Raw genomic sequence first — 24,046 nt, 5'->3', positions numbered from 1 at the left:
GAGAATTGTCTAAAAGTTTGATATAATGGTAGTTATGAATAGAATAAGAGTTAGCAAAAGGGTTGAAAAGAAGCTTGCTAAGGGGCTAGTTTTACTAGAAGCCAGTGATCTTGAAAATGTCAATCTTAAGGATCAGGAAGTAGAAGTGCAGGGTCAAGAAGGAACCTTTCTTGGGACTGCCTACCTTTCTCAGCAAAACAAGGGCTTGGGTTGGTTTATCAGTAAAGACAAGATCACCTTCAATCAAGCTTTCTTTGAAATGCTGTTTAGACAAGCTAAAGAAAAGAGAAGAGCCTACTATCAAGATGATTTGACAACTGCCTTTCGTCTCTTCAACCAAGAGGGAGATGGCTTTGGCGGTCTGACAGTGGACCTCTATGGCGACTATGCTGTCTTTTCTTGGTATAACTCTTATGTTTATCAGATTCGTCAGACCATCTCAGAAGCCTTTAGACAGGTTTTTCCTGAGGTGTTAGGGGCCTATGAGAAGATACGCTTTAAGGGTTTGGACTATGAATCTGCCCATGTTTATGGTCAAGAAGCACCTGACTTTTTCACTGTTCTGGAAAATGGTGTTCTGTATCAAGTCTTTATGAATGATGGCTTGATGACAGGAATTTTCCTAGACCAGCATGAGGTTCGTGGTAGTCTGGTCGATGGCTTGGCTATGGGCAAATCCTTGCTCAATATGTTTTCCTATACAGCAGCTTTTTCAGTAGCTGCGACCATGGGAGGAGCAAGTCAGACAACTTCTGTGGACCTAGCCAAACGTTCACGAGAATTGTCTCAAGCGCATTTTCAGGCAAATGGAATCAGCACAGACGACCATCGTTTTGTGGTCATGGATGTCTTTGAATATTTCAAGTATGCCAAACGAAAAGGCTTGACCTACGATGTGATTGTCCTAGATCCGCCTAGCTTTGCTCGGAACAAAAAACAGACCTTCTCTGTGGCCAAGGATTATCACAAGTTGATTTCCCAGAGTCTTGAGATTTTAAATCCAGGAGGGATTATCATTGCTAGTACCAATGCTGCCAATGTTTCCCGTCAGAAATTTACAGAACAAATTGATAAAGGCTTTGCAGGAAGAAGTTACCAGATTTTAAATAAATACGGTCTTCCAGCAGACTTCGCCTATAATAAAAAAGATGAAAGTAGTAATTACCTCAAGGTGATTAGTATGAAGGTTAGTAAATGAAATTAATCGTTTCAGTAATGCCAAGAAGTTTAGAGGAGGCCCAGGCTCTGGATGCCACAAGGTACCTGGATGCCGACATCATTGAATGGCGTGCCGACTATCTGCCTAAAGAAGCGATTTTGCAGGTGGCTCCAGCTATTTTTGAAAAATTCGCAGGTCGTGAGTTGGTTTTCACGCTACGAACTCGCTCTGAAGGGGGAGAAATTGACCTTTCTTCAGAAGAATATATCCATTTAATCAAGGAAGTGGTGCAACTCTATCAACCAGACTATATTGATTTTGAGTACTATAGCTACAAGGATGTTTTTGAGGAAATGCTGGACTTCCCAAATCTCGTTTTGAGTTACCACAATTTCCAAGAAACACCTGAAAATATGATGGAAATCTTGTCAGAGTTGACGAGCCTAAATCCAAAACTTGTCAAGGTTGCGGTGATGGCTCATACGGAGCAGGATGTGCTAGACTTGATGAACTATACACGGGGCTTTAAAACCCTCAATCCTGAGCAGGAATATGTAACTATTTCTATGGGTAAGGTGGGCAAGGTTTCTCGTATCACTGCGGATGTGACTGGTTCGAGTTGGTCTTTTGCCAGTCTGGATGAGGCTAGTGCCCCTGGTCAGATTTCTCTAGCTAGCATGAAAAAAATCAGGGAGATTTTGGATGAAGCTTGATGGCTATACACGTTTAGCTGCAGTTGTTGCCAATCCTATTAAACATTCTATTTCTCCCTTCATCCACAATAGGGCCTTTGAGGCGACAGCTACCAATGGTGTTTATGTTGCTTGGGAGATTGAAGCGAGTGATTTGGCAGAAACAGTAGCCAATATTTGTCGCTACCAGATGTTTGGCATCAATCTGTCCATGCCCTATAAGGAGCAGGTGATTCCTTATTTGGACGGGCTGAGCGATGAGGCGCGCTTGATTGGTGCGGTCAATACGGTTGTCAATGAGAATGGGAATTTGATTGGATATAATACAGATGGCAAGGGATTCTTTAAGAGTTTGCCTTCTTTTACAATTACAGGTAAGAAGATGACCCTGCTGGGTGCAGGTGGTGCGGCCAAGTCCATTATAGCGCAAGCCATTTTGGATGGTGTCAGTCAGATTTCGGTCTTTGTTCGTTCCGTTTCTATGGAAAAAACAAGACCTCACCTAGACAAGTTACAGGAGCAGACAGGCTTTAAAGTGGACTTGTATGCTTTAGAAGATGTTTCGGAACTGCAAGCAAGGATTGCCGATTCGGGCTTACTGGTCAATGCGACTAGTGTGGGCATGGATGGTCAATCATCCCCAGTTCCAGAAAACATCAATCTGACAGAGACTCTCTTGGTCGCAGATATCATTTACCAACCCTTTGAAACGCCATTTTTGAAATGGGCTAGAAGTCAGGGCAATCCAGCAGTCAATGGTCTGGGAATGTTGCTCTATCAAGCTGCAGAAGCTTTTCAACTGTGGACAGGCAAGGAAATGCCGACAGAAGAGATTTGGCAGTCTTTAACAGAAAAATACCAATAAAGAAAGGGAGACTCTCCTATGAAAATCAGAATCGATATTCCTCATCATCCTTATGATATTCAGATTGAAAAAGGTTGTCTGGCTCAGGCTGGTCAATGGTTGCGAGAACTGTGGCAACCACAAAAAGTGCTAATCGTAACAGACAACCATGTAGCTTCTCTTTATGCTGAGAAGGTCAAACTCAGCCTAGAAGATGCTGGTTTTCAGGTAGCTGTTTTTGACTTTTTAGAAGGGGAAGAAAGAAAGAATTTAACTACTGTTCAGAAAGTATATGAATTTCTAGTTAAGCAGGGGTTGACTCGTAGCGATGGAATCGTGGCTCTCGGCGGTGGTGTCGTTGGGGACCTGGCTGGTTTTGTAGCCTCTACCTATATGCGGGGTATTCACTTTGTTCAGATTCCGACCAGTTTAACTGCCCAGGTGGATTCGTCTATCGGTGGAAAGACAGGCGTTAACACTCCATTTGCTAAGAATATGGTGGGTACCTTTGCCCAACCAGATGGGGTTCTGATTGACCCGCTTGTCCTTGAAACGCTTGGAAAAAGAGAGTTGATTGAAGGGATGGGGGAGGTCATCAAGTATGGCTTGATTGAGGATCCAGAACTGTGGGCTCTTTTGACGGAGCTGGATGGTTCTGTTGAGAGCATTCTGGAACATGCAGAGACCTTGATTGAACATTCTTGTCAGGTCAAGCGCAAGATGGTAGTTGAGGATGAGTTGGACAATGGTGTTCGCCTTTACCTCAATTTTGGCCACACCATTGGTCATGCCATTGAAGCGACGGCTGGGTATGGGAAAGTCATGCATGGTGAAGCTGTTGCCATGGGAATGGTGCAGATTTCCAAGGTGGCTGAGGAAAAAGGCCTTATGCCAGCTGGAATAACCCAGTCCATTACAGCTATGTGTCAGAAATTTGGCTTGCCTGTTGACTATGAAAACTGGGATGTTGACAAGCTTTATCAGGCTTTGACTCATGACAAGAAAGCGCGTGGCAACATCTTGAAATTGGTCTTGGTGCCAGAGCTTGGTTCAGCGACCATTCACCCAGTTTCTCTGGAAGAGATGAAAGACTACTTGGGAAAATAAGGAGAGTGTATGAGATATTTAACTGCAGGAGAATCACACGGACCCCGTCTGACAGCTATCATTGAGGGAATTCCAGCTGGGCTTCCTTTGACAGCTGAGGATATCAATGGCGATCTTAAACGCCGTCAGGGTGGCTACGGCCGCGGTGGTCGTATGAAAATTGAGAGCGACCAAGTTATCTTTACTTCGGGCGTTCGCCACGGGAAGACGACAGGGGCGCCTATTACCATGGATGTCGTCAATAAGGACCACCAGAAATGGCTGGACATCATGTCTGCAGAGGACATTGAAGACCGCCTTAAAAGCAAACGAAAAATCACCCATCCTCGTCCAGGTCATGCCGATTTGGTTGGGGGGATTAAGTACCGTTTTGATGATTTGCGAAATTCTTTGGAGCGTTCATCAGCTCGTGAAACCACCATGCGGGTAGCAGTGGGGGCAGTGGCCAAACGCCTCTTGGCTGAGCTGGGTATGGAGATTGCTAATCATGTCGTGGTTTTTGGTGGCAAGGAAATCGATGTTCCTGAGAATCTCACAGTTGCTGAGATTAAGAAACGAGCTGCCCAGTCTGACGTTTCTATTGTCAACCAAGAACGGGAACAGGAAATCAAGGATTATATTGACCAAATCAAGCGTGATGGAGATACCATCGGTGGGGTTGTGGAGACAGTCGTTGGAGGTGTTCCAGTTGGTCTTGGTTCCTATGTCCAATGGGACAGAAAATTGGATGCGCGATTGGCCCAGGCAGTTGTCTCTATCAATGCTTTTAAAGGGGTGGAATTTGGTCTTGGATTTGAATCTGGTTATCGTAAAGGCAGCCAAGTCATGGATGAAATTCTCTGGTCTAAAGAAGACGGTTATACCCGCCGTACCAATAATCTAGGTGGCTTTGAAGGTGGTATGACTAATGGGCAACCGATTGTTGTTCGCGGCGTGATGAAGCCCATTCCTACTCTCTACAAACCACTTATGAGTGTGGATATCGAAACCCATGAACCCTACAAGGCAACAGTCGAAAGAAGTGATCCGACCGCTCTTCCAGCAGCAGGAGTGGTTATGGAAGCCGTTGTGGCAACGGTTCTGGCACAAGAAATCCTTGAAAAATTCTCATCAGACAATCTAGAGGAATTAAAAGAAGCGGTAGCCCAACACCGAGATTATACAAAGAACTATTAAGGAGTTCCTATGGCAAAAACAATCTATATCGCAGGTCTTGGTTTGATTGGTGCCTCTATGGCGCTTGGTATCAAACGCGATCATCCAGATTATGAAATTTTAGGGTATAATCGCAGTCAAGCTTCGAGAGATATTGCCTTGAAAGAAGGCATGATTGACCGTGCAACGGATGATTTTGCCAGTTTTGCTCCTTTGGCAGATGTCATTATCCTCAGCTTGCCAATCAAACAAACTATTGCTTTCATTAAGGAGTTGGCCAATTTGGATTTGCGAGAAGGCGTTATTATTTCAGATGCTGGTTCGACCAAGTCAACCATTGTGGATGCGGCGGAGCAGTATTTGGCTGGCAAGTCTGTTCGCTTTGTCGGGGCCCATCCCATGGCTGGTAGTCACAAGACAGGGGCTGCTTCTGCGGATGTCAATCTTTTTGAAAACGCCTATTATATCTTCACACCTTCGAGGCTGACAAGTCAGGACACGCTTAAGGAAATGAAGGATCTGCTTTCAGGTCTTCATGCTCGTTTTATCGAGATTGATGCCCAGGAGCATGATTGTGTGACTTCTCAGATTAGCCATTTCCCTCATATTCTGGCTTCTAGTCTCATGGAGCAGACTGCGGTCTATGCTCAAGAACATGAGATGGTAAGGCGCTTTGCGGCCGGTGGTTTTCGAGATATGACCCGAATTGCGGAAAGCGAGCCGGGTATGTGGACCTCTATTCTCTTGTCCAATCGTGAGACTATTCTAGACCGAATTGAGGATTTTAAGGAACGTTTGGAAGCGATTGGTCAGGCCATTAGTAAGGGGGATGAAGAGCAAATTTGGAATTTTTTTAACCAAGCGCGTGAACAACGCCAGACCATGGAAATCCATAAGCGTGGTGGTGTGGATAGCTCTTACGACCTCTATGTTGACGTTCCTGATGAAGAAGATGTCATCCTGCGGATTTTGGAACTGCTACGTGGAACTTCCTTGGTTAACATCCACATCAACGAGGAAAATCGTGAGGATATTCACGGAATCCTACAAATTTCATTTAAAAATGCTCAAGACTTGGAAAGAGCTGAGCATCTCATAACAGAAAATACCGACTATACAGTCGTCATCAAATAAGGAGAAAATTATGCCAAATATTTACGATAGTGCAAACGAACTCAGTCGCGGTCTACGCGGATTACCAGAATACAAGGATGTTAAAGCAGCTAAAGATGCGATTGCAGCAGATGCTGAGGCAAGCAAAATCTTTACAGAATATCTTGCCTTTCAAGAGGAAATTCAAAAACTAGCACAGACAGGTCAAATGCCAGATGCGTCCTTCCAAGCTAAGATGGAAGGCTTTGGTAAACAGATTCAAGGAAATAGCCTCTTGTCAGAATTCTTTACCAAGCAACAACAATTGGTCATTTACCTTTCTGACATTGAAAAAATTGTTTTCGAACCAGTTTCAGAATTGCTAAAATAAGAAAAAAACTATCCTAAAGTCAGAATTTTTAAGGAATTTCTGGCTTTTTATGATAAAATAGGTAAAAGTATTGCAAGTATGAGGTCCAGTATGAAACTAAAAACAAACATTCGCCACTTACATGGCAGTATCCGCGTTCCAGGTGACAAGTCTATCAGCCACCGTTCCATTATCTTTGGAAGTTTGGCTGAGGGTGAGACCAAGGTTTATGATATTCTGCGAGGTGAAGACGTTCTTTCGACCATGCAGGTTTTTCGTGACCTTGGTGTTGAAATTGAGGACAAAGATGGGGTTATTACCATTCAAGGTGTGGGTATAGAAGGCTTAAAAGCTCCGCAAAATGCCCTTGATATGGGAAATTCTGGTACCTCGATTCGCCTGATTTCAGGTGTCCTTGCAGGTGCAGATTTTGAAGTAGAAATGTTTGGAGACGACAGTCTTTCCAAACGTCCTATGGATCGTGTGACGATTCCTCTGAAAAAAATGGGCGTTAGCATTTCGGGACAAACTGAGCGAGACCTGCCTCCCCTTCACTTAAAAGGGACGAAAACCCTAAGACCTATTCAGTATGAGTTGCCAATTGCCTCTGCCCAAGTCAAGTCAGCCTTGATCTTTGCGGCCTTGCAGGCTCAGGGGGAGTCAGTGATTATCGAAAAAGAGTGCACCCGTAATCATACTGAAGATATGTTGCAACAATTTGGTGGCCATTTAAGTGTGGAGGGCAAGAAAATCACAGTCCAAGGGCCACAAAAATTGACAGGACAGAAGGTGGTCGTACCAGGAGATATTTCCAGTGCAGCCTTTTGGTTAGTCGCAGGTTTGATTGTTCCAAACTCTCGTCTAGTGCTGCAGAATGTGGGGATCAACGAAACGCGCACCGGTATTATTGATGTCATTCGCGCCATGGGTGGAAAATTGGAAATGACTGAAATTGACCCAGTCACTAAATCTGCTACCTTGACTGTTGAGTCTTCAGACCTCAAAGGAACAGAGATTGGCGGTGCCTTGATTCCACGTTTGATTGATGAATTGCCCATTATCGCTCTACTTGCGACCCAAGCCCAAGGTGTAACAGTTATCAAGGATGCTGAGGAACTTAAGGTCAAGGAAACAGACCGTATTCAGGTGGTAGCAGACGCTTTAAATAGCATGGGAGCAGATATTACTCCTACGGCAGATGGGATGATTATCAAAGGAAAATCAGCCCTTCACGGTGCTAGAGTCAATACGTTTGGAGACCATCGTATCGGCATGATGACAGCTATTGCAGCCCTTTTGGTTGCAGATGGAGAGGTGGAGCTTGACCGTGCAGAAGCCATCAATACCAGTTATCCTAGCTTCTTTGATGATTTGGAGAGCTTGATTCATGGCTAAGGTATTACTAGGATTTATGGGGGCTGGCAAATCGACTATTGCAAGAGGCTTGGATCCTAATTACCTTGATATGGATGCCCTGATTGAGAAGCGTTTAGGTATGTCCATTGCGAATTTTTTTGCTGAAAAGGGAGAATCAGCCTTTCGTCGGATAGAATCAGAAGTTCTAGCTGAGTTACTACAAACAGATCAAGTTGTGTCAACTGGTGGGGGAGTGGTTATTTCTCAGCGAAATCGTGACTTACTCAAGACTAATACAGATAACATCTACCTGAAAGCTGATTTTGAAACCCTCTACCAACGTATCGCAGCTGATAAGGACAATCAGCGTCCGCTTTTTCTAAATAATAGCAAGGAAGAACTTGCAGCTGTTTTTCAAGAAAGACAGGCTTGGTATGAGGAAGTAGCTAGTCGGGTTTTGGATGTGACCGAGTTAAGTCCAGAGGAAATTATAGAGGAACTGAGATGAAAATTGCTTATCTAGGTCCCAAGGGATCATTTTCACACCACGTTGTGCAGACAGCTTTTCCTCAGGAGGAATTGCAGGCCTTTGCCAACATTACAGATGTCATCAAGGCCTATGAGCAAGGCTTGGTGGACTATTCTGTGGTGCCAGTTGAAAATTCTATCGAGGGTAGTGTTCATGAAACCTTGGACTACCTTTTTCATCAGGCTCGCATTCAAGCAGTAGCAGAAATCGTTCAGCCTATTCATCAGCAGTTGATGGTGGTTCCAGGTCATACTAAGATTGAAAAGATTTTTTCTCATCCTCAGGCTTTGGCTCAAGGAAAGAAATTCATCGATGAACAGTATCCAGATGCTCAAATTGAGGTGACAGCCAGTACAGCCTATGCGGCCCGCTTTATTTCCGAACATCCAGACCAGCCCTTTGCGGCTATTGCGCCTAGAAGTTCTGCTGAAGAATATGGCTTAGAACTGATTGCCGAGGATATTCAGGAAATGGAAGCCAACTTCACACGTTTCTGGGTTCTGGGAGCTGAAGGTGCAGCTATTCCCTTGCAAGCACAAACTGAAAAAATGAGTTTGGCCTTGACCTTACCTGATAACCTTCCAGGTGCCCTCTACAAGGCCCTGTCGACCTTTGCTTGGCGAGGAATTGACCTGACAAAAATTGAAAGTCGTCCACTCAAGACAGCGTTGGGCGAATACTTTTTCATTATCGATGTGGACTATACTGATAAGGACTTGGTTCACTTTGCCCAAAAAGAACTAGAAGCCATCGGAATCCAGTATAAAGTTCTGGGTGCCTATCCTATTTATCCAATATCAGACCATGGAAAGGAGAGAAGATGAGTAAAGAAAATCCTCTCAGTCATCATGAAAAATTACGTTATGATTATTTGCTAAAAAATATTCACTATCTCAATGAGAGAGAAAAAAATGAGTTTGCCTATTTGCAAGAAAAGATAACTCTTGCTAGGGGAAATAGTAGTTCCAGCTTGGAACAAGAAAGAGAAGAGCAGGTTGACTTACCAAGCTATGCGAACCGGAGTCGCTCACAATCCAAATCACAAGCACTCTCTGCTCCTCCCAAAAAGAAAAGACGGAAGCTCCGTCTTAAACGCATTTTTATGGTAATTTTCTCTCTTCTAGTCTGTGTGGCTTTAGCCATGGTATTCATGTTTTTACGTGGTTACCAAGATGCTAGCGCAAAGAAAACTGCTGATGCCAAGGCAGCACAGGTTCAAGTTTTTAATGGTCAAGATACTAGAGATGGAGTTAATATTTTGATCATGGGGACGGACGGTCGAATCGGTCAAAATAGTGCTGAGACGCGGACTGACTCTATTATGGTATTAAATGTTGGTGGCTCAGATAAGAAAATGAAGCTGGTCAGTTTCATGCGTGATAATTTGGTCTATATAGATGGTTATAGTCAAGTGATTAACGGTAGAAGACAGACGGATAACAAGTTAAACGTAGCCTATGAGTTAGGAGAACAAGAGGGGCAAAAAGGGGCAGAAATGGTTCGCCAAGTCTTGAAAGATAATTTTGACTTGGACATTAAGTACTATGCCTTGGTCGATTTTCAGGCCTTTGCAACAGCGATTGATACACTTTTCCCTGATGGGGTGACAATTGATGCTCAATTTTCAACATTGAATGGGCGTCCACTAACAGAAGCTACAGTCGGAGATGATTTACACGCTACTGAGACTGAGTCCCCAACCCAAACCATCAAAGTCGGAAAACAGCAGATGAATGGCTCGACCCTGCTCAATTATGCTCGTTTCCGTGATGACGATGAGGCGGATTACGGCCGTACAAAAAGACAGCAACAAGTTTTAACAGCAATTTTAGAGCAAATTAAAGATCCTACTAAACTTTTCACTGGTTCTGAAGCTCTTGGAAAGGTTTTTGCTATGACCTCAACCAATGCACCCTATACTTTCCTCCTAACAAACGGTTTATCTGTTTTGGATGGAGCAAAAAATGGTATTGAAAAATTGACGATTCCAGAACTTGGTGACTGGGTAGATGCCTATGATGTTTATGGAGGCTTGGGCTTGCTTGTCGATCAAAACAAGTATCAGAATAAATTGTCTCAGATGGGTTTGAGATAAGATAAGACAGAAAAATCAAAGTTTGATAGCTATTTGGATAGCAGTCAGGCTTTGATTTTTTACAGTCTGCAATAGATTTTCACCCCTTGTTTGTGGTATAATGAAACGATACGATAGAAAGAATAATGAACAATATGACTGATTTAAAAGCAATTCAGGCTCGTAGTCTGGAGATGGCTGAATATTTTGTGGGCTTTTGTAAAGAACATGATTTGCTTTGTTATCTCTGTGGGGGAGGTGCTATTGGTGCCCTTCGAAACAAGGGTTTTATTCCTTGGGATGACGACCTAGACTTTTTTATGCCTCGTAAGGATTATGAGAAATTAGCAGAATTATGGCCTCGTTATGCAGATGAACGTTATTTCTTGTCAAAGAGTCACAAGGATTTTGTCGACCGTAATCTTTTTATTACCATTCGTGACAAGGAAACGACCTGCATTAAACCTTACCAGCAGGATTTGAATTTGCCACATGGTTTGGCCTTGGACGTTTTGCCTCTGGATTATTATCCGAAAGATCCAGCTGAGCGGAAAAAACAGGTTCGCTGGGCCTTGATTTATTCACTCTTTTGTGCCCAAACTATTCCAGAAAAGCATGGTGCTCTCATGAAATGGGGAAGTTGCATTTTACTGGGTTTGACTCCAAAATCTCTCCGTTATCGCATCTGGAAAAAAGCTGAGAAAGAAATGACTAAGTATGATTTGGCTGATTGTGATGGCATTACAGAATTATGCTCAGGTCCTGGCTACATGAGAAACAAGTACCCAATCACATCTTTTGAAGACAATCTTTTCTTGCCATTTGAAGGAACAGAGATGCCTATTCCAATCGGCTATGATGTCTATCTCAGAACTGCTTTTGGGGATTATATGACGCCTCCACCAGCAGATAAGCAGCTACCGCATCATGATGCTGTCATCGCTGATATGGATAAGTCTTATACAGAATACAAGGGAGAATATGGTGGCTAAGAAAAAAATCTTATTTTTTATGTGGTCTTTTTCTCTTGGAGGTGGTGCAGAGAAGATTCTATCAACCATTGTTTCAAATCTGGATCCAGAAAAGTATGATATTGATATTCTTGAAATGGAGCACTTTGACAAGGGATATGAATCTGTTCCAAAGCATGTAGGCATTTTAAAATCCCTTCAAGATTATCGCCAAACCAGATGGTTACGAGCTTTTTTGTGGAGAATGAGAATTTATTTTCCAAGACTGACTCGTCGTTTGCTTGTAAAAGATGATTATGATGTTGAAGTTTCTTTTACCATTATGAATCCACCACTGTTGTTTTCTAAAAGAAAAGAAGTCAAGAAAATCTCTTGGATTCATGGAAGTATCGAAGAACTTCTTAAGGATAGCTCTAAAAGAGAATCACATAGAAGCCAGTTGGATGCTGCGAATACAATTGTAGGGATTTCAAAAAAGACCAGCAATTCTATCAAGGAAGTTTATCCAGATTATGCTTCTAAATTACAGACAATCTACAATGGATATGATTTTCAGACTATTCTAGAAAAATCTCAAGAGAAGATCGATATCGAGATTGCTCCTCAAAGTATCTGTACTATCGGACGGATTGAGGAAAATAAGGGTTCTGACCGTGTAGTGGAAGTGATACGATTATTACACCAAGAGGGAAAAAACTATCATCTCTATTTTATCGGGGCTGGTGATATGGAAGAGGAACTGAAAAAACGAGTCAAAGAGTATGGGATTGAGGACTATGTACATTTCCTTGGTTATCAAAAAAATCCTTATCAGTATCTATCTCAGACGAAAGTTCTCTTGTCTATGTCTAAACAAGAAGGTTTTCCTGGAGTGTATGTGGAGGCCTTGAGTCTGGGACTCCCTTTTATCTCTACGGACGTTGGAGGGGCTGAGGAATTATCCCAAGAAGGACGATTTGGACAAATCATTGAGAGCAATCAAGAGGCAGCTCAGGCGATTACTAATTACATGACTTCTGCCTCAAACTTTGATGTCGATGAGGCTAGCCAATTCATTCAACAATTTACAATTACAAAACAAATCGAACAAGTAGAAAAACTATTAGAGGAGTAGCATGGAAACTGCATTAATTAGTGTCATTGTGCCAGTCTATAATGTGGCGCAGTACCTAGAAAAATCGATAGCTTCCATTCAGAAGCAGACCTATCAAAATCTGGAAATTATTCTTGTTGATGATGGTGCAACAGATGAAAGTGGTCGCTTGTGTGATTCAATCGCTGAACAAGATGACAGGGTGTCAGTGCTTCATAAAAAGAACGAAGGATTGTCGCAAGCACGAAATGATGGGATGAAGCAGGCTCACGGGGATTATCTGATTTTTATTGACTCAGATGATTATATCCATCCAGAAATGATTCAGAGCTTATATGAGCAATTAGTTCAAGAAGATGCGGATGTTTCAAGCTGTGGTGTCATGAATGTCTATGCTAATGATGAAAGCCCACAGTCAGCCAATCAGGATGACTATTTTGTCTGTGATTCTCAAACATTTCTAAAGGAATACCTCATAGGTGAAAAAATACCTGGGACGATTTGCAATAAGCTAATCAAGAGACAGATTGCAACTGCCCTATCCTTTCCTAAGGGGTTGATTTACGAAGATGCCTATTACCATTTTGATTTAATCAAGTTGGCCAAGAAGTATGTGGTTAATACTAAACCCTATTATTACTATTTCCATAGAGGGGATAGTATTACGACCAAACCCTATGTAGAGAAGGATTTAGCCTATATTGATATCTACCAAAGGTTTTACAATGAAGTTGTGAAAAACTATCCAGATTTGAAAGAGGTTGCTTTTTTCAGATTAGCCTATGCCTACTTTTTTATTCTGGATAAGATGTTGCTAGATGATCAGTATAAACAGTTTGAAGCCTATTCTCAGATTCATCGTTTTTTAAAAGGCCATGCCTTTGCTATTGCTAGGAATTCAATTTTCCGTAAGGGGAGAAGAATTAGTGCTTTGGCTCTATTCATAAATATTTCCTTATACCGATTCTTATTACTAAAAAATATTGAAAAATCTAAAAAATTACATTAGAACGGGGGTGAGCAAGTGATTGATGGAAAACGATTATTATTTAGTTTGACCATAGTCAGTTATGCCTTGACGCTAGTGAGTGGAATTGTGTATCTGTTTAATAATAACAATGTTAGCTTGCTTTCTACTTTATTGTTCTTACTGGTTAGTAGCTTAATTGCTTGTTGGAATGATATCAAGTATTACTTAATCCATTTTATTTTCTATTTAACCATTTTTGTTTTTCTGGTATCAAGGCCAACCATTGATTACTTTAGGGATGGCGCTTTGGATACCTATCATCCCATAGCCTATCGTTTTGCCTTTATAGTCGTCATGGTTTCGATTCTGGGCTTGACCACAGGAGGCGTACTGGCTCGTTACTTCATAGCTAGGAAGAAAATAAAAGTAGCAAATATAGGAAGTTCTCTAAAAGAGGTTTATATCAAGCGGTTACGCTTTGTATCACTAGGAGTTTTTCTTCTCACCTATCCTTTCTATTTCATTAGATTATTTGAACGACTCCTGTATCGCTTGCAGACTTCCTACTATGCCTACTATGCAAATTTTGAAAGTAAACTGCCTTATATTACCTACATCTTGTCTACCTTTACGATCTATGCAATGTGTATGTATCTGGCAACCAAACCAAAGAAATGGCAGGCAACAGCAGTGTTAGTATCCTTCATTGCAGCTAATACCATTCATTTGGCAATTGGGACACGAAATCCCTTTATTTTAAGTATTTTATTTGCTTTTGTTTATTACTTTATGAGAGAGCAAACTGAAAAGGGAAAATGGATTGGGTTTAAAGAAAAGTTAGCGATTTTTGTAGGTTCTCCTATTCTCATGTTAGCGATGGGAGTGCTCAATTATGTACGGGATAATGTTCAAGTTTCCCATACAGGTTTCTGGGATATCCTGCTTGACTTTATCTATAAACAAGGAACTAGTTTTGGCGTTCTGGCTCGAGGTTTTCTATTTAACAGTAGCCTACCTTACAGAGATTTCCGTAATTTTACTTTTGGTCCTGTTCTTGATTATTTTGCAAGGGGAAGTTTGGGGGCCATTTTCGGAGGAAAAGCCTTTGAGCATACAACCAATAGTGTAGAGCTAGCTATTGATAGTAATAGTTATGCCCACAATCTATCCTATCTTGTTTTGAACAAGGAATATTTGAAAGGACATGGTATCGGAAGTAGTTATATTATGGAGTTGTATACAGACTATGGTATGATAGGAGTCTTTCTACTTAGTCTCTTGCTAGGTATGTTATTCATAGCCATGCTGCAAGTAGCCTATCGTTCAAAAACAATCCTATTTGCCTTGTCTTTACTCATCTTGAATAATCTATTCTTTATGCCTAGAAGTAGCTTTTCAGAAAGTTTCTTCAATTTATTTACAATGCAATTCTGGGGAATTGTTCTTGTGATTATATTTGTAGCAAAAATGCTTACAAAAGAGAACCAGTATCTACTAAACAAAGGAGAAAAAAATCATGTTTGAACATTATTCAGTAGCTGATTTATTTGCAAATCTTTACAAAAAACGAAAAGCAAATATTTTAGCTCTCATCGCTTTATTTGCTCTCATTGCTGTACCATTTACAATTAAAGCAGTTAGGAATAAAAACACTGTCAAAGATACAACAAGTTATTCAACTTATCTTAGCTATAAAATCACTCCTCCAGAAGACTCAGCTAAAACAATTTTGAATCATCAAATTGGTGGTTATAGTGATTTTTATGGGAAATTGATTGATGGTAATTTGAATGGAGCTTATCTTTTCAATGATGTAGAACCCAGTGAGTTGAAAAAAATTGCCAGTGAATTAGACACGACAGAAACAACCTTGAAAAATTCAACGAATGATTATTGGTGGAAAAAATTGACCGTCTACTATATGATTGACGATGCAGGGGTTGGTGTGAAAATTTTGACATCAAGTAAAGATGCTAATGATTTGTTAGAGCGAAAAATTGATGGATTGATTGAGAAATTTAAACACACTTTTGCAAATGTAAAAATTGAAAAATTGGAAACCATCAACTCTAAAGAATTGAATGCAAATGGTGAGACAGCACTTGGATTGAATGTGAAAAACTTGATTCTCCGTTTAGCTGTTATTGGAGTAGTTTGTGTGATTTTGGTTGTGATGGGGAATGTATTGATTTATCTCTTTAATCCAACAATCAATAGAGCAGGTGATTTTTCTCAGTATCAAATTGATTTTGTAACAGAGATTACAACAATTGCTAACCTAGCAGATGTCTTGTCATACAAAAATGCTGGACAAGAATTAACAATCGTTAGCTCAAATAAAGCTATCCTAGATAAATTGAAACAGAGTCAAGAGGCTTTAAAAGGAATGCATTTTGTAGATTTACAGGATGTATCATCTCTTTTGGAAAGAGATACAGTCCTTCTTGTTGAAGAGTACGGAGTGACTCGTTATAAGAAATTTGAACAAAGTCTTCAAATTCTTAGAAACTTAAATCGTTCTATCCTCGGTGTAGCAACCTTTAAACTATAAGCTTTCTGATGTATTAGGTCTTCAAAGTCGAACAAGAAGTTTGATTTTGAAGGCTTTTTCTATCTGTCTGCAGAAATTTTCTCTTGGAGTCTCCTATAGAAAGACCCTAGGGAAAATCTATCCGTATAGAGGAGCCTTCTTTTGATAAAATCGTAAAAATCTAGTATAATAGATAGAACTGAAAGTATGAGGTTACTAGCAATGAAAATGAAACAAATTAGTGATACAACTTTGAAAATCACGATGTCTTTAGAGGATTTGATGGATCGTGGCATGGAGATTGCTGACTTTCTTGTCCCTCAAGAAAAAACAGAAGAGTTTTTTTATGCTATCTTGGATGAGTTAGAGATGCCTGATAGCTTTCTAGATACAGGTATGTTGAGCTTCCGTGTGACTCCAAAACCTGATAAGGTTGATGTCTTTGTAACCAAATCAAAGATTGACCAAAATCTAGATTTTGAAGATTTATCGGATTTACCAGATATGGAAGAATTGGCTCAAATGTCGCCAGATGAGTTTATTAAAACCTTAGAAAAGAGCATCGCAGACAAAACTAAGGATGATATCGAAGCGATTCAATCTTTAGAGCAAGTCGAAGCCAAGGAAGAAGAGCAGGAGCAGGCTGAACAAGAAGCTGAGAGTAAGAAAGAACCTTACATCTACTACATCCTTTCTTTTGCTAAGTTGGCTGACTTGGTGGCTTTTGCTAAGACAGTGACTTTTGAGATGGAAACTTCTGAACTCTACAAGATGAATGAGCGCTATTATTTGACCATTTTAGTGGATATTGAAAATCATCCAAGTCCATATCCAGCTTGGCTGTTGGCCCGTATGCGCGAGTTTGCGGACGATAGTGACATCAGTCGTTCAGTCTTGCAGGAGTATGGCCAAGTCTTGATGAATCACGATGCAGTGACCAATCTGCAAAAGATTGGATAATCACTTCTGGAAAATTATTTCTAGATTTTAGGAAGAGCGAATCATCAGATTCGTTTTTTTCTTTTCTAGACTGAAATAGTGATTTACTATGATAGGAATTTTCACAAAATTCTGTTATAATGGCTATATTAGAAAATTTCGAGGAGATAAAGATGACAGTTAAAATTGCTTTACTAGGATTTGGTACCGTTGCAAGTGGTGTGCCTTTCCTCCTAAAGGAAAATGGAGAAAAAATCAATCAATCAGCACATTCAGAGATTGAAGTTGCTAAGGTATTGGTCAAGGATGAAGATGAAAAGAATCGCTTACTTGCAGCAGGGAATGACTTTAACTTTGTAACCAATGTGGATGATATTTTATCAGATCAAGACATTACAATCGTAGTGGAATTGATGGGGCGTATCGAACCTGCTAAAACCTTTATCACTCGTGCCTTGGAAGCTGGAAAACACGTTGTTACTGCTAACAAGGACCTTTTGGCTGTCCATGGCGCAGAATTGCTAGAAATCGCTCAAGCTAACAAGGTAGCACTTTACTACGAAGCAGCAGTTGCTGGTGGGATTCCAATTCTTCGTACTTTAGCAAATTCCTTGGCTTCTGATAAAATTACGCGCGTGCTTGGAGTAGTCAACGGAACTTCCAACTTCATGGTGACCAAGATGGTGGAAGAAGGCTGGTCTTACGATGATGCTCTTGCGGAAGCACAACGTCTAGGATTTGCAGAAAGCGATCCGACGAATGACGTAGATGGGATTGATGCAGCCTACAAGATGGTTATTTTGAGCCAATTTGCCTTTGGCATGAAGATTGCCTTTGATGATGTAGCCCACAAGGGAATCCGCAATATCACACCAGAAGACGTAGCTGTAGCTCAAGAGCTTGGTTACGTAGTGAAATTGGTTGGTTCTATTGAGGAAACTTCTTCAGGTATTGCTGCAGAAGTGACTCCAACCTTCCTACCTAAAGCGCACCCACTTGCTAGTGTGAATGGCGTAATGAACGCTGTCTTTGTAGAATCTATCGGTATTGGTGAGTCTATGTACTACGGACCAGGTGCGGGTCAAAAACCAACTGCAACAAGTGTTGTAGCTGATATTGTCCGTATCGTTCGTCGTTTGAATGATGGTACTATTGGCAAAGACTTCAACGAATATAGCCGTGACTTGGTCTTGGCAAATCCTGAAGATGTCAAAGCAAACTACTATTTCTCAATCTTGGCTCTAGACTCAAAAGGTCAGGTCTTGAAGTTGGCTGAAATCTTCAATGCTCAAGATATTTCCTTTAAGCAAATCCTTCAAGATGGCAAAGAGGGTGACAAGGCGCGTGTTGTGATCATCACACACAAGATTAATAAAGCCCAGCTTGAAAATGTCTCAGCTGAATTGAAGAAGGTTTCAGAATTTGACCTCTTGAATACCTTCAAGGTGCTAGGAGAATAAGATGAAGATTATTGTACCTGCAACCAGTGCCAATATCGGGCCAGGTTTTGACTCGGTCGGTGTAGCTGTAACCAAGTACCTTCAAATCGAGGTCTGTGAAGAAGGAGATGAGTGGCTGATTGAACACCAGATTGGCAAATGGATTCCACATGACGAGCGTAATCTCTTGCTCAAAATCGCTTTGCAAATTGTACCAGATTTGAAACCTAGACGCTTGAAAATGACCAGTGATGTTCCCTTGGCGCGTGGTTTGGGTTCTTCCAGCTCAGTTATTGTGGCTGGGATTGAACTAGCCAACCAATTGGGGCAACTCGACTTGTCTGATCATGAAAAATTGCAGTTAGCGACCAAGATTGAAGGACACCCTGATAATGTGGCTCCAGCCATTTATGGTAATCTCGTTATTGCAAGTTCTGTTGAAGGGCAAGTCTCTGCTATCGTAGCAGACTTTCCAGAGTGTGATTTTCTAGCTTACATTCCAAACTATGAATTACGTACTCGCGATAGCCGTAGTGTCTTGCCTAAAAAATTGTCTTATAAGGAAGCTGTTGCTGCAAGTTCTATCGCCAATGTAGCGGTTGCTGCCTTGTTGGCAGGAGACATGGTGACCGCTGGGCAAGCAATCGAGGGAGACCTCTTCCATGAGCGCTATCGTCAGGACTTGGTAAGAGAATTTGCGATGATTAAGCAAGTGACCAAAGAAAATGGGGCCTATGCAACCTACCTTTCTGGTGCTGGGCCGACAGTTATGGTTCTGGCTTCTCATGACAAGATGCCAAGGATTAAGGCAGAATTGGAAAAGCAACCTTTCAAAGGAAAACTGCATGACTTGAGAGTTGATACCCAAGGTGTCCGTGTAGAAGCAAAATAAAGAATAGAAGATAGGATGGGGAAACTCTTGACCAGAGGGTTTCATATCCTTTTTGTGAAAAGAAGTTTATACTCAATGAAAATCAAAGAGCAAACTAGGAAGCTAGCCGCAGGCTGCTCAAAACAGTGTTTTGAGGTTGTGGATAGAACTGAAGAAGTCAGCTCAAGACACTGTTTTGAGGTTGTGGATAGAACTGACGAAGTTAGCTCAAAATACTGTTTTGAGGTTGCAGATGTGAGCTGACGTGGTTTGAAGAGATTTTCGAAGAGTATTAGTTAAAAACGTGATAAAGGAGAAATAAAGATGGCAGAAATTTATCTAGCAGGTGGTTGTTTTTGGGGCCTAGAGGAATATTTTTCACGCATTTCTGGAGTGCTAGAAACCAGTGTTGGCTACGCTAATGGTCAAGTCGAAACGACCAATTACCAGTTGATCAAGGAAACAGACCATGCAGAAACGGTCCAAGTGATTTACGATGAGAAGGAAGTGTCACTCAGAGAGATTTTACTTTATTATTTCCGAGTTATCGATCCTCTATCTATCAATCAACAAGGGAATGACCGTGGTCGCCAATATCGAACTGGGATTTATTATCAGGATGAAGCAGATTTGCCAGCTATCTACACAGTGGTACAGGAGCAGGAACGCATGCTGGGTCGAAAGATTGCAGTAGAAGTGGAGCAATTACGCCACTACATTCTGGCTGAAGACTACCACCAAGATTATCTCAGGAAGAATCCTTCAGGTTACTGTCATATCGATGTGACCGATGCTGATAAGCCATTGATTGATGCAGCAAACTATGAAAAGCCTAGTCAAGAGGTGTTGAAGGCCAGTCTATCTGAAGAGTCTTATCGTGTCACACAAGAAGCTGCTACAGAGGCTCCATTTACCAATGCCTATGACCAAACCTTTGAAGAGGGGATTTATGTAGATATTACGACGGGTGAGCCACTCTTTTTTGCCAAGGATAAGTTTGCTTCAGGTTGTGGTTGGCCAAGTTTTAGCCGTCCGATTTCCAAAGAGTTGATTCATTATTACAAGGATCTGAGCCATGGAATGGAGCGAATTGAAGTTCGTTCTCGTTCAGGCAGCGCTCACTTGGGTCATGTTTTCACAGATGGACCGCGGGAGTTAGGCGGCCTCCGTTACTGTATCAATTCTGCTTCTTTACGCTTTGTGGCCAAGGATGAGATGGAAAAAGCAGGATATGGCTATCTATTGCCTTACTTAAACAAATAAAACAGAGAGTGGGGCTTCCCACTTTCTTCATTTCTAGAATATGAATAGAAGGGATTTATGAAACACCTATTATCTTACTTCAAACCCTACATCAAGGAATCAATTTTAGCCCCCTTGTTCAAGCTGTTAGAAGCTGTTTTTGAGCTCTTGGTTCCCATGGTGATTGCTGGGATTGTTGACCAATCTTTACCTCAGGGAGATCAAGGTCATCTCTGGATGCAGATTGGCCTGCTCCTTATCTTTGCAGTAATTGGCGTTTTAGTGGCCTTGATAGCTCAATTTTACTCAGCAAAGGCAGCAGTAGGCTTTGCTAAGGAATTGACAAACGATCTTTATCGTCATATTCTTTCCTTGTCCAAGGACAGCAGAGACCGTCTGACAACTTCTAGTTTGGTCACTCGCTTGACTTCGGATACCTACCAGATTCAGACTGGTATCAATCAATTCCTGCGTCTCTTTTTGCGAGCGCCCATTATCGTTTTTGGTGCCATTTTTATGGCTTATCGAATCTCAGCTGAGTTGACTTTCTGGTTCTTAGTCATGGTTGCCATTTTGACCATTGTCATTATAGGGTTATCTCGATTGGTCAATCCTCTCTACAGTAGTCTCAGAAAGAAAACGGACCAACTGGTTCAGGAAACGCGCCAGCAATTGCAAGGGATGCGGGTTATTCGTGCTTTTGGTCAAGAAAAACGAGAGTTACAGATTTTTCAAACCCTTAACCAAGTTTATGCTAGATTACAAGAAAAGACAGGTTTCTGGTCTAGTTTATTAACACCTCTGACCTATCTGATTGTCAATGGAACTCTTCTCGTTATTATCTGGCAAGGCTATATTTCAATTCAAGGAGGAGTGCTCAGTCAAGGTGCTCTCATTGCTCTTATCAATTACCTCTTACAGATTTTGGTGGAATTGGTCAAGCTAGCCATGCTGATCAATTCCCTCAACCAGTCCTACATCTCAGCTAAGCGAATCGAGGAAGTTTTTGCTGAGGCTCCAGAAGATATTCATTCAGAATTAGAACAAAAGCAAGCTAGCAGTGATCAGGTTTTACAAGTTCAAGAACTGACCTTTACCTATCCTGATGCGGCCCAGCCTTCTCTGAGAGACATTTCCTTTAATATGAAGCAAGGGCAAATCCTTGGTATCATCGGAGGAACTGGTTCTGGTAAATCAAGCTTGGTGCAAGTCTTACTTGGACTTTATCCAGCAGACAAGGGGAGTATAGACCTTTATCGAAATGGACGTAGTCCTCTTAATTTGGAGCAGTGGCGGTCTTGGATTGCCTATGTGCCCCAAAAAGTCGAACTCTTTAAGGGAACCATTCGTTCTAACTTGACTCTAGGTTTACATCAAGAAGTATCTGACCAGGAACTCTGGCAGGCCTTGGAGATTGCGCAAGCTAAGGATTTTGTTAGTGAAAAGGAAGGGCTCTTGGATGCCACTGTTGAGGCAGGAGGTCGAAATTTCTCAGGTGGACAAAAACAAAGGCTGTCTATTGCTCGCGCAGTCTTGCGCCAAGCTCCATTTCTCATCCTAGATGATGCGACCTCGGCCCTCGACACCATTACCGAGTCTAAGCTCTTGAAAGCTATCCGAGAAAATTTGCTAAATACGAGCTTAATCTTGATCTCTCAACGAACCTCGACTTTACAGATGGCTGACCAGATTCTCCTCTTAGAAAAAGGAGAGCTCCTAGCTATCGGCAAGCACGAGGACTTGATGAAATCTAGTCAAGTTTATCGCGAAATCAATGCATCCCAACATGGAAAGGAGGACTAGCATGAGACGACAAACTGCAAACCAGACGCTCACACGCTTGGCAAAAGATTTAGCAAGCAATCCCTTCCTCCTTTTCCTAGCCTTTCTAGGAACTATTACCCAGGTTGGCTTATCAATCTACCTACCTATCTTGATTGGGCAGGTCATCGACCAAGTCCTAGTGGCTGGTTCTTCACCAGTTTTTTGGCAGATTTTTCTCCAGATGATCTTGGTAGTTATAGGAAATACTCTGGTACAATGGGCCAATCCTCTTCTTTATAATCGCCTAATCTTCTCTTATACCAGAGACTTGCGAGAGCGAATCATCTATAAGCTCCATCGTTTACCGATTGCTTTTGTGGAGCGGCAAGGAAGTGGAGAGATGGTCAGTCGGGTAACCACGGACATCGAACAGTTAGCAGCTGGCTTGACCATGATTTTTAACCAATTTTTCATTGGTGTCTTGATGATTTTGGTTAGCATTCTAGCCATGCTGCAAATTCACCTCCTCATGACTCTCTTAGTCTTGCTGTTGACGCCACTTTCCATGGTGGTTTCACGCTTTATTGCCAAACGCTCCTATCATCTCTTCCAGAAGCAAACAGAGACAAGGGGAATTCAGACTCAGTTGATTGAAGAATCGCTTAGCCAGCAGACTATTATTCAATCTTTTAATGCTCAGGTAGAGTTTATCAAAAGACTGTGTGAGGCTAATGACAACTACGCAGGCTATTCGCAGTCGGCCATCTTTTATTCTTCAACGGTCAATCCTTCGACTCGCTTTGTCAATGCGCTCATTTATGCGATTCTAGCTGGAGTAGGAGCTTATCGTATCATGATGGGGTCAACCTTGACCATTGGGCGTTTAGTGACTTTTTTGAACTATGTTCAGCAATACACCAAGCCCTTTAACGATATTTCTTCAGTGCTAGCTGAGTTGCAAAGTGCTCTGGCTTGCGTAGAGCGTATCTATGGAGTCTTAGATAGCCCTGAAGTGGCTGAAACAGGTAAGGAAGTCTTGACCAGTGACCAAGTTAAGGGAGCTATTTCCTTTAAACATGTCTCTTTTGGCTACCATCCTGAAAAAATTTTGATTAAGGAGTTGTCTATCGATATTCCAGCTGGTAGTAAGGTAGCCATCGTTGGTCCGACAGGTGCTGGAAAATCAACTCTTATCAATCTCCTTATGCGTTTTTATCCCATTAGCTCGGGAGATATCTTGCTGGATGGGCAATCCATTTATGATTATACACGAGTATCATTGAGACAGCAGTTTGGTATGGTGCTTCAAGAAACCTGGCTCACACAAGGGACCATTCATGATAATATTGCCTTTGGCAATCCTGAAGCCAGTCGAGAGCAAGTAATTGCTGCTGCCAAAGCAGCTAATGCAGACTTTTTCATCCAACAGTTGCCACAGGGATACGATACCAAGTTGGAAAATGCTGGAGAATCTCTCTCTGTCGGCCAAGCTCAGCTCTTGACCATAGCCCGAGTCTTTCTGGCTATTCCAAAGATTCTTATCTTAGACGAGGCAACTTCTTCCATTGATACACGGACAGAAGTGCTGGTACAGGATGCCTTTGCAAAACTCATGAAGGGCCGCACAAGCTTCATCATTGCTCACCGTTTGTCAACCATTCAGGATGCGGATTTAATTCTTGTCTTAGTAGATGGTGATATTGTTGAATATGGTAACCATCAAGAACTCATGGATAGAAAGGGTAAGTATTACCAAATGCAAAAAGCTGCGGCTTTTAGTTCTGAATAAGCCATTCTCTTTTGAAAGTTTATGGACGAAAAAAGTTGCCTTCGAGTGACTTTTTTGTTA

General features: G+C 41.7%; 23 protein-coding genes. All 23 read left to right on the top strand.

Going from position 1 to position 24,046, the window contains the following annotated elements:
- Positions 1–34 precede the first annotated feature (34 nt).
- The 23 genes from HT709_RS04860 to HT709_RS04750 all read left to right on the top strand — a co-directional run bounded on the left by HT709_RS04860 (position 35) and on the right by HT709_RS04750 (position 23,986).
- Positions 35–1,198, top strand: coding sequence for a class I SAM-dependent rRNA methyltransferase (locus HT709_RS04860; protein WP_014017286.1), 1,164 nt, complete (start codon positions 35–37; stop codon positions 1,196–1,198).
- A complete protein-coding gene (gene aroD / locus HT709_RS04855) occupies positions 1,195–1,872 on the top strand; it encodes a type I 3-dehydroquinate dehydratase (RefSeq protein WP_000767767.1) in 678 nt (225 codons plus the stop codon). Before HT709_RS04860 ends, aroD begins: the two co-directional genes overlap by 4 nt.
- The gene (locus tag HT709_RS04850; protein WP_000762494.1) at positions 1,862–2,716 is read left to right on the top strand and encodes a shikimate dehydrogenase; all 855 of its coding nucleotides are present in this window, start codon (positions 1,862–1,864) and stop codon (positions 2,714–2,716) included. Before aroD ends, HT709_RS04850 begins: the two co-directional genes overlap by 11 nt.
- An 18-nt stretch (positions 2,717–2,734) precedes the next feature.
- The gene (gene aroB, locus HT709_RS04845) at positions 2,735–3,802 is read left to right on the top strand and encodes a 3-dehydroquinate synthase (RefSeq protein ID WP_138700318.1); all 1,068 of its coding nucleotides are present in this window, start codon (positions 2,735–2,737) and stop codon (positions 3,800–3,802) included.
- A 9-nt stretch (positions 3,803–3,811) separates the two neighbouring features.
- A complete protein-coding gene (aroC, locus tag HT709_RS04840; RefSeq protein ID WP_172925563.1) occupies positions 3,812–4,978 on the top strand; it encodes a chorismate synthase in 1,167 nt (388 codons plus the stop codon).
- Between the two features lie 9 nt (positions 4,979–4,987).
- Positions 4,988–6,091, top strand: a complete 1,104-nt coding sequence (locus HT709_RS04835) for a prephenate dehydrogenase (RefSeq protein WP_172925562.1) — start codon at positions 4,988–4,990, stop codon at positions 6,089–6,091.
- A gap of 10 nt (positions 6,092–6,101) precedes the next feature.
- The gene (locus HT709_RS04830; RefSeq protein WP_172925561.1) at positions 6,102–6,440 is read left to right on the top strand and encodes a YlbF/YmcA family competence regulator; all 339 of its coding nucleotides are present in this window, start codon (positions 6,102–6,104) and stop codon (positions 6,438–6,440) included.
- Between the two features lie 90 nt (positions 6,441–6,530).
- Entirely contained in the window at positions 6,531–7,814 is a 1,284-nt protein-coding gene (aroA, locus tag HT709_RS04825; protein WP_172925560.1) for a 3-phosphoshikimate 1-carboxyvinyltransferase, read from the top strand.
- On the top strand, positions 7,807–8,283 hold the full coding sequence (locus tag HT709_RS04820; protein WP_172925559.1) for a shikimate kinase: 477 nt from the start codon (positions 7,807–7,809) through the stop codon (positions 8,281–8,283). The genes aroA and HT709_RS04820 overlap by 8 nt, the downstream gene beginning before the upstream one ends.
- Positions 8,280–9,128, top strand: a complete 849-nt coding sequence (gene pheA / locus HT709_RS04815) for a prephenate dehydratase (protein WP_172925558.1) — start codon at positions 8,280–8,282, stop codon at positions 9,126–9,128. Before HT709_RS04820 ends, pheA begins: the two co-directional genes overlap by 4 nt.
- Positions 9,125–10,399 (top strand): polyisoprenyl-teichoic acid--peptidoglycan teichoic acid transferase Psr, encoded by a 1,275-nt coding sequence (psr, locus tag HT709_RS04810; protein WP_172925557.1) that lies wholly within the window; start codon positions 9,125–9,127, stop codon positions 10,397–10,399. Before pheA ends, psr begins: the two co-directional genes overlap by 4 nt.
- A 125-nt stretch (positions 10,400–10,524) precedes the next feature.
- A complete protein-coding gene (locus tag HT709_RS04805; RefSeq protein WP_138700313.1) occupies positions 10,525–11,370 on the top strand; it encodes a phosphorylcholine transferase LicD in 846 nt (281 codons plus the stop codon).
- Positions 11,360–12,463, top strand: coding sequence for a glycosyltransferase (locus tag HT709_RS04800; RefSeq protein ID WP_023936090.1), 1,104 nt, complete (start codon positions 11,360–11,362; stop codon positions 12,461–12,463). The genes HT709_RS04805 and HT709_RS04800 overlap by 11 nt, the downstream gene beginning before the upstream one ends.
- A gap of 1 nt (position 12,464) precedes the next feature.
- Positions 12,465–13,451, top strand: coding sequence for a glycosyltransferase family 2 protein (locus tag HT709_RS04795; RefSeq protein WP_138702041.1), 987 nt, complete (start codon positions 12,465–12,467; stop codon positions 13,449–13,451).
- Between the two features lie 15 nt (positions 13,452–13,466).
- A complete protein-coding gene (locus tag HT709_RS04790) occupies positions 13,467–14,936 on the top strand; it encodes an O-antigen polysaccharide polymerase Wzy family protein (RefSeq protein WP_100104360.1) in 1,470 nt (489 codons plus the stop codon).
- A complete protein-coding gene (locus HT709_RS04785; protein WP_000461506.1) occupies positions 14,929–15,963 on the top strand; it encodes a hypothetical protein in 1,035 nt (344 codons plus the stop codon). Before HT709_RS04790 ends, HT709_RS04785 begins: the two co-directional genes overlap by 8 nt.
- Before the next feature lie 201 nt (positions 15,964–16,164).
- Positions 16,165–16,902 (top strand): adaptor protein MecA, encoded by a 738-nt coding sequence (gene mecA, locus HT709_RS04780; protein ID WP_000782675.1) that lies wholly within the window; start codon positions 16,165–16,167, stop codon positions 16,900–16,902.
- 152 nt (positions 16,903–17,054) lie between these two features.
- Positions 17,055–18,341 carry a homoserine dehydrogenase gene (locus HT709_RS04775; protein ID WP_050223267.1) on the top strand — a complete coding sequence of 429 codons (1,287 nt, stop codon included), beginning with the start codon at positions 17,055–17,057 and terminating at the stop codon, positions 18,339–18,341.
- A 1-nt stretch (position 18,342) separates the two neighbouring features.
- Positions 18,343–19,212 carry a homoserine kinase gene (gene thrB / locus HT709_RS04770; protein ID WP_050207664.1) on the top strand — a complete coding sequence of 290 codons (870 nt, stop codon included), beginning with the start codon at positions 18,343–18,345 and terminating at the stop codon, positions 19,210–19,212.
- A gap of 75 nt (positions 19,213–19,287) precedes the next feature.
- Positions 19,288–19,455: a hypothetical protein gene (locus tag HT709_RS11765; RefSeq protein WP_007285050.1), complete on the top strand. Its 168-nt coding sequence runs from the start codon at positions 19,288–19,290 to the stop codon at positions 19,453–19,455.
- Positions 19,456–19,515: 60 nt separating this feature from the next.
- Entirely contained in the window at positions 19,516–20,454 is a 939-nt protein-coding gene (gene msrB, locus HT709_RS04760) for a peptide-methionine (R)-S-oxide reductase MsrB (RefSeq protein ID WP_000818203.1), read from the top strand.
- Positions 20,455–20,511: 57 nt separating this feature from the next.
- Entirely contained in the window at positions 20,512–22,236 is a 1,725-nt protein-coding gene (locus HT709_RS04755) for an ABC transporter ATP-binding protein (RefSeq protein WP_172925556.1), read from the top strand.
- A gap of 1 nt (position 22,237) precedes the next feature.
- On the top strand, positions 22,238–23,986 hold the full coding sequence (locus HT709_RS04750; RefSeq protein WP_172925555.1) for an ABC transporter ATP-binding protein: 1,749 nt from the start codon (positions 22,238–22,240) through the stop codon (positions 23,984–23,986).
- Positions 23,987–24,046 lie beyond the last annotated feature (60 nt).

It is taken from the genome of Streptococcus sp. 1343, assembly GCF_013277355.1.
Taxonomy (GTDB): Bacteria; Bacillota; Bacilli; order Lactobacillales; family Streptococcaceae; genus Streptococcus; species Streptococcus pseudopneumoniae.
Note: the sequence above shows the minus strand (reverse complement) of the source record. Positions and strands in the feature narration are given on the sequence as shown.

Bases quoted from the DNA above. Each gene is read 5' to 3' on its own strand.
- HT709_RS04860 (WP_014017286.1), top strand. From the start codon at position 35: ATGAATAGAATAAGAGTTAGCAAAAGGGTTGAAAAGAAGCTTGCTAAG.
- aroD (WP_000767767.1), top strand. From the start codon at position 1,195: ATGAAATTAATCGTTTCAGTAATGCCAAGAAGTTTAGAGGAGGCCCAG.
- HT709_RS04850 (WP_000762494.1), top strand. From the start codon at position 1,862: ATGAAGCTTGATGGCTATACACGTTTAGCTGCAGTTGTTGCCAATCCT.
- aroB (WP_138700318.1), top strand. From the start codon at position 2,735: ATGAAAATCAGAATCGATATTCCTCATCATCCTTATGATATTCAGATT.
- aroC (WP_172925563.1), top strand. From the start codon at position 3,812: ATGAGATATTTAACTGCAGGAGAATCACACGGACCCCGTCTGACAGCT.
- HT709_RS04835 (WP_172925562.1), top strand. From the start codon at position 4,988: ATGGCAAAAACAATCTATATCGCAGGTCTTGGTTTGATTGGTGCCTCT.
- HT709_RS04830 (WP_172925561.1), top strand. From the start codon at position 6,102: ATGCCAAATATTTACGATAGTGCAAACGAACTCAGTCGCGGTCTACGC.
- aroA (WP_172925560.1), top strand. From the start codon at position 6,531: ATGAAACTAAAAACAAACATTCGCCACTTACATGGCAGTATCCGCGTT.
- HT709_RS04820 (WP_172925559.1), top strand. From the start codon at position 7,807: ATGGCTAAGGTATTACTAGGATTTATGGGGGCTGGCAAATCGACTATT.
- pheA (WP_172925558.1), top strand. From the start codon at position 8,280: ATGAAAATTGCTTATCTAGGTCCCAAGGGATCATTTTCACACCACGTT.
- psr (WP_172925557.1), top strand. From the start codon at position 9,125: ATGAGTAAAGAAAATCCTCTCAGTCATCATGAAAAATTACGTTATGAT.
- HT709_RS04805 (WP_138700313.1), top strand. From the start codon at position 10,525: ATGAACAATATGACTGATTTAAAAGCAATTCAGGCTCGTAGTCTGGAG.
- HT709_RS04800 (WP_023936090.1), top strand. From the start codon at position 11,360: ATGGTGGCTAAGAAAAAAATCTTATTTTTTATGTGGTCTTTTTCTCTT.
- HT709_RS04795 (WP_138702041.1), top strand. From the start codon at position 12,465: ATGGAAACTGCATTAATTAGTGTCATTGTGCCAGTCTATAATGTGGCG.
- HT709_RS04785 (WP_000461506.1), top strand. From the start codon at position 14,929: ATGTTTGAACATTATTCAGTAGCTGATTTATTTGCAAATCTTTACAAA.
- mecA (WP_000782675.1), top strand. From the start codon at position 16,165: ATGAAAATGAAACAAATTAGTGATACAACTTTGAAAATCACGATGTCT.
- HT709_RS04775 (WP_050223267.1), top strand. From the start codon at position 17,055: ATGACAGTTAAAATTGCTTTACTAGGATTTGGTACCGTTGCAAGTGGT.
- thrB (WP_050207664.1), top strand. From the start codon at position 18,343: ATGAAGATTATTGTACCTGCAACCAGTGCCAATATCGGGCCAGGTTTT.
- HT709_RS11765 (WP_007285050.1), top strand. From the start codon at position 19,288: ATGAAAATCAAAGAGCAAACTAGGAAGCTAGCCGCAGGCTGCTCAAAA.
- msrB (WP_000818203.1), top strand. From the start codon at position 19,516: ATGGCAGAAATTTATCTAGCAGGTGGTTGTTTTTGGGGCCTAGAGGAA.
- HT709_RS04755 (WP_172925556.1), top strand. From the start codon at position 20,512: ATGAAACACCTATTATCTTACTTCAAACCCTACATCAAGGAATCAATT.
- HT709_RS04750 (WP_172925555.1), top strand. From the start codon at position 22,238: ATGAGACGACAAACTGCAAACCAGACGCTCACACGCTTGGCAAAAGAT.